10 protein-coding genes are annotated in these 12,071 nt (G+C 43.2%); 3 read left to right on the plus strand and 7 right to left on the minus strand.

The genetic code is table 11. The annotated features are described in order from the left end of the window. Positions 1 to 56: 56 nt before the first annotated feature. The gene (ybaK, locus tag ACRWQM_RS03175; protein WP_434931252.1) at positions 57 to 527 is read left to right on the plus strand and encodes a Cys-tRNA(Pro) deacylase; all 471 of its coding nucleotides are present in this window, start codon (positions 57 to 59) and stop codon (positions 525 to 527) included. Positions 528 to 579: 52 nt separating this feature from the next. Here the strand turns inward: ybaK and ACRWQM_RS03180 are convergent, their stop codons facing one another. After that, positions 580 to 1,434 carry a pseudouridine synthase family protein gene (locus tag ACRWQM_RS03180; RefSeq protein ID WP_434931253.1) on the minus strand — a complete coding sequence of 285 codons (855 nt, stop codon included), beginning with the start codon at positions 1,432 to 1,434 and terminating at the stop codon, positions 580 to 582. A 179-nt stretch (positions 1,435 to 1,613) separates the two neighbouring features. Here ACRWQM_RS03180 and lgt point away from each other — a divergent pair, with 179 nt between their 5' ends. Next, the gene (lgt, locus tag ACRWQM_RS03185) at positions 1,614 to 2,408 is read left to right on the plus strand and encodes a prolipoprotein diacylglyceryl transferase (RefSeq protein WP_434931254.1); all 795 of its coding nucleotides are present in this window, start codon (positions 1,614 to 1,616) and stop codon (positions 2,406 to 2,408) included. A 171-nt stretch (positions 2,409 to 2,579) separates the two neighbouring features. On the opposite strand, the gene ACRWQM_RS03190 is transcribed toward lgt, so the two are convergent. Both ACRWQM_RS03190 and ACRWQM_RS03195 read right to left on the minus strand, forming a co-directional pair. Then, positions 2,580 to 3,329 (minus strand): oxidative stress defense protein, encoded by a 750-nt coding sequence (locus ACRWQM_RS03190; protein WP_226413582.1) that lies wholly within the window; start codon positions 3,327 to 3,329, stop codon positions 2,580 to 2,582. A 126-nt stretch (positions 3,330 to 3,455) separates the two neighbouring features. Continuing rightward, complete coding sequence (locus ACRWQM_RS03195; RefSeq protein ID WP_434931255.1) at positions 3,456 to 4,520, minus strand: AraC family transcriptional regulator ligand-binding domain-containing protein; 1,065 nt, start codon at positions 4,518 to 4,520, stop codon at positions 3,456 to 3,458. Between the two features lie 154 nt (positions 4,521 to 4,674). On the opposite strand from ACRWQM_RS03195, the gene ACRWQM_RS03200 reads away from it, so the two are divergent. Then, positions 4,675 to 5,856 (plus strand): alkane 1-monooxygenase, encoded by a 1,182-nt coding sequence (locus tag ACRWQM_RS03200; RefSeq protein ID WP_434931256.1) that lies wholly within the window; start codon positions 4,675 to 4,677, stop codon positions 5,854 to 5,856. A gap of 128 nt (positions 5,857 to 5,984) precedes the next feature. Here the strand turns inward: ACRWQM_RS03200 and ACRWQM_RS03205 are convergent, their stop codons facing one another. The 4 genes from ACRWQM_RS03205 to ACRWQM_RS03220 all read right to left on the minus strand — a co-directional run bounded on the left by ACRWQM_RS03205 (position 5,985) and on the right by ACRWQM_RS03220 (position 11,980). After that, complete coding sequence (locus tag ACRWQM_RS03205) at positions 5,985 to 7,079, minus strand: diguanylate cyclase (protein WP_434931257.1); 1,095 nt, start codon at positions 7,077 to 7,079, stop codon at positions 5,985 to 5,987. A gap of 159 nt (positions 7,080 to 7,238) precedes the next feature. Then, the gene (locus ACRWQM_RS03210) at positions 7,239 to 7,628 is read right to left on the minus strand and encodes a DP-EP family protein (protein WP_434931258.1); all 390 of its coding nucleotides are present in this window, start codon (positions 7,626 to 7,628) and stop codon (positions 7,239 to 7,241) included. Further along, positions 7,612 to 10,923 carry an nSTAND1 domain-containing NTPase gene (locus tag ACRWQM_RS03215; protein WP_434931259.1) on the minus strand — a complete coding sequence of 1,104 codons (3,312 nt, stop codon included), beginning with the start codon at positions 10,921 to 10,923 and terminating at the stop codon, positions 7,612 to 7,614. The genes ACRWQM_RS03210 and ACRWQM_RS03215 overlap by 17 nt, the downstream gene beginning before the upstream one ends. A gap of 4 nt (positions 10,924 to 10,927) precedes the next feature. Beyond that, positions 10,928 to 11,980 carry a 2-dehydropantoate 2-reductase gene (locus tag ACRWQM_RS03220; RefSeq protein WP_434931260.1) on the minus strand — a complete coding sequence of 351 codons (1,053 nt, stop codon included), beginning with the start codon at positions 11,978 to 11,980 and terminating at the stop codon, positions 10,928 to 10,930. Positions 11,981 to 12,071 lie beyond the last annotated feature (91 nt).

The following is a 12,071-nucleotide window of genomic DNA, read 5'->3' on the forward strand; positions in this document are numbered from 1 at the left end:
ATCAATAACGTCAATAGACGGATACTGAACAGTCAATTTCAAAAGGTATGATTGCTATGACTCCCGCCATTGATTTAGTTAAAAAACACCGCTTACCTTTTACTGTGCATGAGTATCAGCATGACTCGAATGCGGTCTCTTATGGTTTAGAAGCGGCTGAAAAACTACAAGTAAAAGCTGAACTGGTGTTTAAAACCTTAGTGGTCGAAACCGACAGCCATAAATTAGCGGTAGCGATATTGCCGGTCAGCCAACAGCTGAACTTTAAGAAAATGGCCAAAGCGCTGAAGGTTAAAAAAGTACACATGGCAGACAGTGCTTTGGTGGAACGCACAACAGGTTATGTATTAGGTGGGGTGAGTCCTTTGGGGCAAAAAAAGCGTTTGGCCACTGTGATTGATCAAAGCGCAGAATTATTACCACAACTGTATTTTAGTGCCGGTAAAAGAGGGCTTGAATTACAGATGTCGCCAACGGATTTACAAGCGTTACTGTCCGCCAGCATTGCTGATATTACCAATGACTAAACTGTTTGTTCACCGTGATGATTCAAACGCCGCCGTTATTCAAACACGGTAGTTATTCAAATTGAGGTCTTAATGCTTCTGGCAGTGAAAACTGCACAGGTGTCGCTGTGACTGGGCAAACAAAAGCAAATTCACAACAGCATAATTTTAAATCTGGAGCATCGGCTGCAGCATTGCCATGTAATCTGTCGCCCACCACAGGGTGACCAATACTGGCCATGTGAATGCGAATTTGATGTTTACGACCCGACTCAATTTTAACCTGCACTTTAGATTGATCTAATTCAGGGTTGTACTGCAATAAAATTGCGTGCGATAGCGCGGGTTTACCATCTACTTGGGTATTAATAGTTACCGTATTATCGGCAAAACGTCCTTGCACTATCACCTGGTAAAATTTATCTAACTGACGAGTCTCAAACAGTTTAGCAACTGCTGCGGTGGCTTTTTTGGTGTGGCCGATAATAATCAACCCAGATGCTGCGCGGTCAAGGCGGTGGATAATATACGCGCTACGTGGCGGCTCGGTATTTAATTCAATAAAGCGATTAATGGTAGTGTGATCGCTCCACTTAGAAGCCTGGCAACGTAAACCATAGGGTTTATACCAAAGGCTGTAATCGCCTTGATCAAACATCAACTCCGCAGTAGCAGGCACTTCAGCGAGTATGTGGCTGTTGTAATATAAATGCAGTTTATCACCCACTTTAAGGGCTTTTTTAGCGCGCCTAAGTCGAATAACCTGTTTGCCATGGGTGTGCCAAACGGCGCCTTTTTGCATGGCCTGTTTAATGACTTGCTTTGATAGGCCAGAATGTTGCGACAATAACGTGCTTGCATCGACCTCACAGGAAGTGATGTCGAGATGACATTCAATCAGATTATCTATTTGTGGTGTATCTGGCATAGTTTGCATCGGCTTTTACAGTTTGATAAACACTATTTTACGTGATTTGTTGCTGAAGAGGTGATCAATTTGGCGATAGGTGAATAATATTTCAGGCCACTTTAACCGTAAGTTTCTTTATTGGTAAGATAAAACAGCGTAGCATTAGCGGCATAAGTAAGCCTTTTTTGGAGCAACAATTGGACCATTTTGTTTGGAATGCAGACCCTGTTTTGGTGTCGTTTATGGGGTTGACTGTACATTGGTACGGCGCATTATTTGCTACCGCGATAGCGGCGGGTTTCCAGGTAATGAAAAAAATCTATCAGGCAGAAGGCTTGGACCTTGAGTCATTAGATAACTTTCTGGTTTACTGCGTTATCGGCATTATTGTCGGCGCAAGATTAGCCCATTGTGTGTTTTATGATCCGAGCTACTATTTTGCTCATCCACTTAAAATACTCGCTATTTGGGAAGGCGGCCTAGCCAGTCATGGCGGCGGCTTAGGCGCCATTTTAGCCCTGTATTATTACAAACGAAAAGTGGGTCTGCCATTTTTGTTTTTGTTAGACAGACTGGCGATTGCCACGGCAATTTTCGGCTTTTTTGTGCGTATGGCAAATTTTGCCAATTCAGAAATTCTAGGTGAGCCAACCACAAAACCCTGGGGTATTATCTTTGAACGTATCGATTTGCTACCGCGTCATCCGGCGCAATTGTATGAAGCGTTTGCTTATCTACTGATTTTTATTTTGCTGGTGGGTTTATACCGCAAAACAAAATTAAAGCTGCAACATGGTGGCCTATTCGGGGTGTTTTTAGTGTTAGTGTTCAGCGCCCGTTTTGCGATTGAATCGGTTAAGGTTAGCCAAACCGCTTACAGCGAAACCTTGATGACCGCAGGCCAGTGGTTAAGTGTGCCATTTTTAATTGTCGGTGTTGTATTACTTGGCCGCGCTATGATGGCAAAAAGTGAACCCGTGACAAAGAAGTGATTAGCTAACGCTATCAATATTTTTAACGCGATTAAATAAGCGAACAAAAAAGTGGTCAAGGCGATATGCGCCTGACCACTTTTTTATGCTAATGACAATTATGTCGATAACAATCTAGTCTCGCGTGCTTGTGAGCCGCTATTACTATTTTAAAATCGCTTTAATTTAAAATCATTTCAATTTAAATATCACTTCAACGCGATCGCTCACAGTGACTTGCCCTTGCTGATAACCCTGATTAGCGTCACTCGACTCGGCCGCCATACGGTACATTACCGGTTGCACTGGCTGTTGGTCAAAATAGCGAATTTGCCACACGCCATCGACCTTTTTATCAAATCCTTTGGCTAACGATGCGGCTTTTTGCTTGGCATCCGTAATGGCGCTTTGACGTGCCTGTTCAATATATTCCGCCTGCTTACTTGAGCTTAGTTTAATGTTGTTAACCCGATTGATACCTTGATCTAAAGCGGTGTCGAGTAAGTCATTTAACTGGCTTAAATCTCGTACGGTAATGGTCATGCTTCTGCTGGCCTGATAAGCCACCAGTTTAGCGGGTTCATTATTTTGATAATGATATTGCGGGCGGATATTTAAATTGGCACTGTCGATATCATTTTTGGCAATACCGGCTTTATCTAATCGGCTTAAAAACTGGCTAATGGCCTTATCTGACTCGGTTTTAGCTTCTTTTGCTGTGGGTGCATCAACCACTACTTCAATATCAATAGTGGCCATATCAGCCTCAATGCTAATTTCGCTGCTGCCGATGGTTTCTAAGTGGGGAAATGGTAAATCTGCCGCAAAAGCCGGTAAAGCACTGAACGCCAGTACTGATGACATGATTGATGCCAGTGCTGATGTGCGTACTGTAGGAAAGGTTAAGGCTGAAAATGAGTTAGAAAAAGTAAGCAGGTTCATGTATTGCTCCAAATAAGGGCGATGTGCCTCAAGTGTAATTTGTTTTATTCGTTAATGTTGATAACGCTATAAACGAGAGTAAATCTAAAAAGGGTTAACAATATTATTTATTTTTTACTACTGGCATCACACGCGCCGTAATGGCGAGTTTTTTCTAAAATCCTGTGGCGTGATCTGGTACCAACGTTTAAAGGCTCGTCTAAAGTTTGCTACGTCAACATAGCCTAATTCAAAGGCTATTTGCTTAATACTCATGTTTGATTCACGTAAATAATGCTGTGCTAAATGTTGTTGAACATTGGTGAGTAATTGCTGGTAACTTGTGTGATGTTTTAGCAGCTGACGGTGCAAGGTGCGTGGGCTTACATGTAATAGCTGGGCGATATCCTGTTGAGATATTTTGCCTTGATGCTTCAAAATAAGTTGTTGAACCTGGCTGATTAAATCTATGGGTTGTTGTGCATCAAGTTGCTGTTGGCAAAATTGTTTGGCCTGAAATGCCGCCGCTGGGTCGCTACTAGCCAGCCTTTGGTTTGCGGTAGTTTGCGATAACACAATACTATTATGCGGTTGTGAAAATAGCAGTTCACAGGGCATAAAGAGTGAATATTGCTCGTAATAATCAGGTTTGGTTACTTTTAAATGAACCGCTTTGATCACGGACTTGTCAGTCAGAAGGTGTAAAAACAGGGTTAGAAACGTCACCGTAATGGCATCAATAAAGGCTTGATGGCCTTGAGGAAGAGGCTGAGACAAGTCAAAGTTGATGTGTAGTTTTTGATGATGCGCGCTGATATCAATTTCAATTAATGGATTACGGGTATGAATAAATTGCTTTAACAGTAATAGCGCATCATTTAACGAGGCGCTATTGAGCATCGCTAACCCTAGCATGCCATGGGCAATAACAGATATTTTTTTACCGACATACAGGCCAATATCTGGCCGCTGTGACAGTGTTATCGCGCTGTCTATTAACTCACTATATTGGCTAAGGGTTAACTGGCTATTGGCTTGTTGTAAGTCAGCTAGTGTCAGTTTATTTTGTTGTAACCATTGCTGCGCCGGTAATTGCCAATCACACAATTGCTGATACAACTGATGCAGATAAAATACCGGTATTAAAGGCTCGCTAACTGCAGACATATGCTTAATGACTTTGTCATGCTTTATAGGGGGAGTTGCAGTCAAGGTCATATCCTAGTCAGACACCAATGCCCTAGTAGTAGCTGATTTAATCAAAGTTGTCTATAAATGACCCCTAGATGTCTTTTTTACCCGCTATTATTTTTACTCACACTTGATAGATTAATTATTAATAAAAGGCATTAGCTAGGAGCTAACGGTGCACTATTTAAAATTTATGTCGTTCCATTTAATGGGCCTATTTACCCTGACTGCGCTGACGTTAGGTCAATTTTACATCGTGCTGGGTTATGCCATCTGGTTGTTATTCTATATTGGTGGCGACATTGTGTTAGGTGATGATGATTCAACCCCAAGTTATGCTCATCACAGTATTATGACCTGGCAGCTTTGGCTGGCATTGCCCTTGTTAATGGCCATTCTATTTGTGTTTAGTTGGCATTTTGCTACTACAGATGTATGGGGTTATGGCCAATGGATAACCGAATTAACTGGCTATGATGCACTAGCGGCCAAAGCCAATACCAGCTGGTATCAACAACTGGTATTAGTGGCTTTTACTGGGCTGGTTATCGGGGTGATAGGCACAGTGACGGGGCATGAACTGGTGCACCGTACCTGGCATAAAATGTCTTACACTATTGGGCGATGGTTATTAGCCTTTAGTTTTGACGCTAACTTTGCCATTGAACACGTATACGGTCATCATCGTTTTGTGTGTACCGCGCAAGACCCAGCTTCTGCACCAAGAGGCCGCAATGTTTATCAGCACATTATTGTGTCTAGCTGGTATGGCAATATCAGTGCCTGGAATATTGAAAAACGTCGTTTATCAGTTAAAGGTTTACCGATATTTTCACGGCATAACCGTGTGTTAAGAGGCATTGCCATGAGTCTGGTTATTCTTCTGGCGGTGTTTGCTTTGGGGTCTTGGCAGGCATTGGCATTTTTTATTCCCACCGCACTGTGGGCTAAAGCAACGTTAGAAATAGTCAATTATATGGAGCACTATGGTTTGGTGCGCGCCAATGGCACTAAGGTGGCGCCACGGCATTCATGGAACACCAATAAACGCATCAGCTCCTGGTCATTGTTTAATTTAACTCGCCATTCGCATCATCATGCGCAAGCTCAAGTACCGTATCACCGTTTAGCACCCTATGAGGGCGCACCTATGATGATCAGTGGTTACTTAGCCACCTTAGGATTAACCCTTATTCCGCCGTTATGGCATCGACTTATGCTGCCTAGGTTAGCCCATTGGGATACTCATTTTGCCAATGATGATGAAAAAGTATTAGCCCAACAAGCCAATGACGCCAGCGGCATAGCGGCTTACCAACAAATGCATCAAGTTGAAACGGGTTCAATACCAGCCTAGGTCAGTATTAACCTAGGCTGATATGTAATGCTATGTAGAGGCTTAAGCTGTTATTACAAATAGAGGCTTAAGCTGTTATTACAAATAGAGGCTTAAGCTGATATTACAAATAGAGGCTTAAGCTGATATTACAAACTTAGGCTAATACGATTACGGCCTTCTGCTTTTGCACGATAAAGCGCGGTGTCAGCGGCGCAAATAAGCGCGGTGGCGGTACGGAACTGGCCTTGTTGTTCACAGGCAATACCCTGGCTAACACTTATTTTTACTTCCTGGGTTAAGCCCATATCAGTAAATTTAATTTGATTAATTTGGCGCTGAATTTTTTCAGCCACTCGTTGCGCCTGCGCCTGGCTGAAGTTAGGCAGAATAACGGTAAACTCTTCGCCGCCAAAACGGGCGGCTAAACAGTCGCGGTTAGGCATGGCTAAGTTAATCACCTGAGCCACTTTTTGTAAGCACTTATCGCCATTAATGTGGCCATAGTTGTCGTTAAAAATTTTAAAGAAGTCGATATCAATCAAAATCAAACTTAACGGATGTTGATGTTGTCTGCTATCGTCCCAGGCATTTTGTAATGCTTCATCAAAAGCATGACGATTAGCTAAACTGGTGAGTTTGTCGGTATTGGCTAAACGGGTTAACTCTTCAAACTTTTCTTTGTGGCTAGTGAGATTGTGCATTACCCCGACAATTAACGGTTTGGCATTTTCACCTACGGGCAGGCACGACAATGAAATGTCGGCATTGACTAAACTTGAGTCAGAGCGTTGCAGTACAATTTCTTTGGGGCCGTGATTAAATGGGGTGAAGGTTTCACGCCAATGGGCAAACAACTCTTGGTATTCTTCTTGGTAGGCCGAGTTAACAAAGTTAGTCCATTTTTGACCAATCAATAACTCTTTTGGCGAGCCGAAAAGTTTGGCTGCATGCTGGTTAATCATTTCAATGACGCCTTCATCATTGACCACAAAAATGGCTTCTGAAATGGCATTCATCAAAAAACCTAGGCTAGATAATTGGGTGGCCTGATCTAACGTGTGCTCAAAAATTTTCGGTGTTGATACTGTTTTTGGGGGACTGGTTAACGCTGTTTTGGCTTGGGTGACAGGCGCATTTTTGTGATCTGGCGTGGGGAAGTTTTTACCTGATAACGCCTTAGCAAGTTCAGTGGCACGGGTTAATGTGTCATGGAATTCTTGGTATTTGTCAGAGGTAATCATGGTCAGTCCCTTTTAAAATATAATGTGTGTCAAACAAACGTATTTCGATGACACACACTATATTGAAAAAAGTAAAAAACTACCTTCCGCTAACCTTCTGGTTTTATCTTGTTGTTTTTAAGTGGAATTAAGTTTTTGGCAAGATCTAAATACAGGCGATTAATTCTGCCCAGGACGATTTACTACTTGAGGATCAGGACTTAATAGTAAGTGCGAACCGAATTCAGCGGTAGAATTTGACAATATAAGTCTAAATTCTGTGTTGCCAATCACCTGGTCATTATCATTTAATTGCAGCGTGTTGCCATTATTTACGACTTGTACCTGGTCTATCACGCCATCAAACGGGGTTGAAAATGCAGCGCCAACAAATTTGAGGCCTTTGTCTGTTTGGTCGACTAACTGGTAAAAGATTTGAGCGTTTTCGGTAACAATAACATCACCGCTTCTTGGGTGATTGTTTTCATCTGTGTAGCTGAAAATAGGTTGGTTATTTTCTAAGGTAACGATCACATTAATGATTGTGTTTTGGTTATTTAATGTTGGCATTGGAGCTTCCTTGTTGTGGGTAATTAAAATGATAATCAGTGATTGCAGCATCGTGCAATTGTTGTTGTAGCTTTTGGGGTAAAGGTTGTTGCCCTAAACAATCGAGTGCTTTTGCATAGGGGGTTATGTAATCAGGGTCTTGTGTCGTAGTAATAGTGTTTTCTAAAAGACTCAGCGTTTGTTGACAGATTAATTTGGCCTGATCAGGGTCATCCAAAGTAGTTAACGTTCTAGCTTGCTGAATCTGACTTGCAGCCAGTGATGCTTTATATGACATATTATTATCGAACTGGTTTACAAGTTGCTGGAATGCATCAGTGGCATTTTTTGAGTAAGGTAAGCTTGTTGCTATGGCACCTGTTTGGATTAAATACTGTGCTGCTGCTAATTGATATGTTGCCCATATTTGTTGTTTTTTGGTGGAGCTAGTTAACACTTCATCATCATTGAGCATACTTGCCAAAGTTGGAATGCTATAGGGACTGTCATCTGCTAATGGGGTGTGAGTGTTTTTTAACATATCAATATAAATAAATGATTTCTGGACTATCCATACATCATTCTCAGGGTCTTGTTTAATGGCATTATTAATAGCTTTTAACGCCTGGTTCATTTTGTTATGAGCTAGCGTTGTTTTACCTTGATACATGAGCAATCGAGCCAAAAACAAATAACTATTGGATAATCTATCCAATAGATATGGTTGTTTTTCATTGGTCGTGGCAGTCAGTAATTGTTGTATTTGTTGATGTATTTTTGTCGCGGCAGGTACGTCGCCTTGTGAGAGTGCGGCGCTGGCTAGCCATGAGTGTGTATCAACCAAATCTGCAATAAGCTGACTATTCGAGGTATCTTGAAGCAAAAGAGACTGCTTTAATTCAAGTGAACGCTCAAATGCTTGTCTGGCGGCCTTAAAGTTTTGCTGCGCCATATTTACTGAGCCTAACGAGTTGTGGGCATAGGATAACTCCATCACAGCATCAAAATCAGTTGGGGCATATTGGTACATGGCTTGGCTGTATTGCAGATATAACTCAAACCACGGCAATGTGGCTTGCCAGTCGCTTTGATCATATTCAAGCTGACCTAACCAGAAGGCATTGGCGCCTAAGGTTTTTAGTAGGGGTAAATGATTGGCTTGTAAATCGACTAATGGCCGCATTCTTTCTCTTGCGGCAAGTAAGGCACTTTTTGCCTCAGTAAGATTACCGCGCGAGTAGGCGACTTCGCCCATGGCCTCTAATGTTTGACCATGCTGGAAGCGAGCATCAAAACTGAGGTCTTGCGCATCATCGACATTATTAAAGTTACTGAAATATTCTAATGCTTTATTACTGATGCCATCGAGTAAATCCATACGACCAATACTGCGCATTTTGTCGGCGAACTCACCCACCATAAAGCCCAGTAAGTTTTCTGCGGCTAGGCGTTTATCCTGCGCGCGTTGCTCAGCTTCCGAGCTTTTTACACTCATAAAAACAGCCAATAAGGTCAGCATGCACAGCACGGCTATGGTGGACATTTTCGCCAGGCGTTTTACGCCAACGTTTTTCTTAGAGGCATGAATAAAGGCGTGTTGCTCAGTATCTAAATTAAACAGCGGGTTGTCGGCCAGTGCTAGTGCTTCTTGCAGCGGTTTACCTTCGGCCAGTAAGTAGGCTTTGTGCTGTTGCTCATCTTGCCAACGCTGGCTAAGTACGGTTAAACGTGCGTTAACCCGTAAGCTGTCACGATGTGCCTCAATCCATTGTAATACCCGTGGCCAGCGTCGTAATAGTGCCTCGTGGGCAACGCTGAAACAGCCCTGGCCATTTTGCAGGTGTGACACAAATAAGCGGTTATCAATCAGGGTTTGTACTAGAGCGGTTTCGTTGTTGTTACTCAGTTGGCTTAAGCGCGCGGCGCGGCTGGTGATGTTGGTTTCATCGGCGGATAAGGTCACTAATAACGATAATACTTTGCTTAAACTGTGTTGGTGCTTTGCGGCTAATGCGGCAAAAATACCTTCGGCTTTTTGACCAATAGCACCTTCTATTCCACCGAGTTTTTGATAAACAGACACTAATAAGGTGTCGTGTTCATCGCGCTGTAAATACAGCTCTTGTAAGGTGTATTGCAGCATAGGCAGTGCGTCAGGGTTGTTAACCGCTTCGGCGCACAGTAGTTCATCTAATGGCGTGTGGGTTTGCGGGTCAGTGTCCCATTTAAGTCCCGCAGCTTTAGCGGGCAGACGGATCATTTGCAGTAACTCGGTGCGGTTTGGTGCGGTTAAGTCAAAGTGTGATCCGCTGGCTTTACCGGCCATTAAACTGGGCCGACTGACCACCTGCGGGTAAAAGTCATTTCTACAGGCGCTGAACACCATAAAGTAGCCGCTGGTGGCGAGCGATTCAATAATATCTAATGCGGTTTGAATGTGTGGCTCGGTAAAAATAGGTGAAGAAAGTAGCACTTCTACACGGTCAATAAATATCGATAGTTTGGGTGTAATTGCGGTGTTAGTTTGCTCGATATTGGCTAAGGCCTGTTTGGCTTGTTCAATGACCTTGGGCATATCTTGTTGCAACATGACGGCGAGATTTTCAGCGGTCATGCCATCAAATACCGGTATCTCGTTTATGTCTAAATCCAGCAGCGCAAGAGCGATGTCGGTAAATAAACGGTCCTGGCTAATATCGGCTAAATCTAAACTGGTGTGAGACACAATGCCAATGCCATCAAACCCCTGTGGGCGCATAAACTGCGGCACCACACCGGCATTTAATAATGATGATTTACCGCTGCCGCTAGGGCCGAGTAATAAACAAAATGCCCGACCAAATTGTACCTGCTTGCTCATGCGTTTTAGCAAGGTGCTGATTTGTTCGCTGCGGCCGTAAAAAACCTCGGCGTCTTTGGCGTCAAATGCGCGCAATCCGGGGAAGGGTGAGCCACCCTGCCAGGTGTTAGCTTGAATATGTTCGGCTTGCTCCACTAATGGATAGTGAACTTCAGCTAAGGTGCGATAGCCGCGTTTACGAATGGTTTCAATAAATTGGGGACTAGATGCGCTGTCACCAAGGGCTTTGCGCAATTGGTTAATAATTTTATGTAGCGGATTATCACCCACCACAGTATGGCCCCAACATTGCTCGACTATGGTATCTGGGCTGAGCACTTCACCTGGGTGTTGGCACAGCAGTTGTAGCACGTCCATTGCTTTGGGCTCAATTTGCTTGATGTCAGCGCCCTGTTGCAAGCTGTTACTTTCTGGATTGACCTGCCAGACCCCGAAGAAGAAATGTTGTTTATTCATATTATTATGTTTTCTTTTTAGGTGTAGTTAACAGCGAAATAACATCGTTAATGTTGATCTTTTCGCCTTGTTCCAGCTGTTTTATGGCTTGATATATTAGCGCATTCACTGGTGTCGCTATATGACATTGCGCCCCCAGTTTGACTACCGCGCCATTTAGATAGTCAATTTCTGTTAAACGTTTGGCTTGAATGTCTTCCCACATTGACGAACGCGCATGTGGGTCAATGGCTAACATAGACTTAGCTGCAATATTAAACAAGCTGTTGGGCAAACGCAGTATTAATGGCAGCCACCTTGGGGCGACTTTAGTAAATTGCATTAACGGGCGCTGTGTTTTATGACATATATCAAGCCATTCTTGCATAGCTTGAGCCAGTAATAGCCTTAAAGGCCGCTGTTTCAATTGAGCCTGTATCGGCAGATCGCAAATAACATTAAGGGCATTATTGAGGTTAAGCAACAGTTTGCCGTTTATTACAGCGGCCATATTGTTATGCAATTGGCAGCTTAGGCCATGCTTGGTCATGTCCTGGCTAATCTGCTGTGTGTGCTTGCATAAAGGCCAGATAAATTGGCCTTCAGTGCCTTTGTGAAAACGGCCATTAGCTAACTGCAACACGTTAAACGGGGTGATGCCCTGATAAATTTGACGTTGGGGCAACTGCTGATGGGCGTTATCAAAACTGCCAAGACCATTTTGCATAAAGATAATGCTGCTGTTGGCATGGGTAATGTTGAGTAAATCTGGGTAGTTGCTTTCAAGCTGATGGCATTTTAAGGTGACAAACACTAAATCGAAACGTGGGGGCTGGTCAGTTAATGGGTCTAATAGGGTTAAGTCGGTGATGATATTGCTAGGCATGACGCAATGGTTTGAGCCGTGATAGTCGCTGATAGTTATGCCGCCATTATCGAGGATGACTTGTTTAATCCGTTCTCGACAGATTACCGTCACATTTTGCTTGGCGATTAATAGCTCCGCTGTCAAGTAACACCCAGTAGAGCCTGCACCATAAACCGCGATATTCATTGCCGTGTTTGTTGGCTTGATCATTTTATTTTACCCAATAAAGTGCATTTACAATGAAACTACATCCGCAGTAAGTGGCTCGCGCTGTCGATTCTACAGGATTGTTAGCGTTAAA

This window comes from Shewanella sp. HL-SH5 (assembly GCF_051163755.1).
In the GTDB taxonomy this organism is placed as follows: Bacteria; Pseudomonadota; Gammaproteobacteria; order Enterobacterales; family Shewanellaceae; genus Shewanella; species Shewanella glacialimarina.